The 340-nt window shown below is 73.5% G+C and carries 1 protein-coding gene; it reads left to right on the top strand.

Features of this window, described 5'->3' with window-relative positions:
• Positions 1-340 (top strand): AMP-binding protein (locus ADK41_RS09935; RefSeq protein ID WP_159043956.1); only part of this gene is annotated, 340 nt, incomplete at both ends.

The raw sequence follows: 340 nt of genomic DNA, 5'->3' as shown, positions 1-340 counted from the left end.
CCCATCGGCCGTCCCCTGGACAACACCCGGCTCTACGTCCTCGACGAGCACCTCGGCCTGGTCGCCCCGGGCGTCCCGGGCGAGCTGTACATCGCCGGCACCGGACTCGCGCAGGGCTACCTGGACCGGCCCGGCCTCACCGCCGACCGGTTCGTGGCCGACCTCTACGGCCCGGCCGGCGCGCGCATGTATCGCACCGGGGATCTGGTGCGCTGGTCCCGGGAGGGTGAGATCGAGTATTTGGGCCGCGCCGACCAGCAGGTCAAGCTGCGCGGCTTCCGGATCGAGCCCGGTGAGATCGAGTCGGCGCTCGCCGCCCACCCGTCGGTGGCGCAGGCCG

Origin of the sequence: Streptomyces caelestis (genome assembly GCF_001279005.1) — a bacterium.
Taxonomy (GTDB): domain Bacteria; phylum Actinomycetota; class Actinomycetes; order Streptomycetales; family Streptomycetaceae; genus Streptomyces; species Streptomyces heliomycini.
Note: the sequence above shows the minus strand (reverse complement) of the source record. Positions and strands in the feature narration are given on the sequence as shown.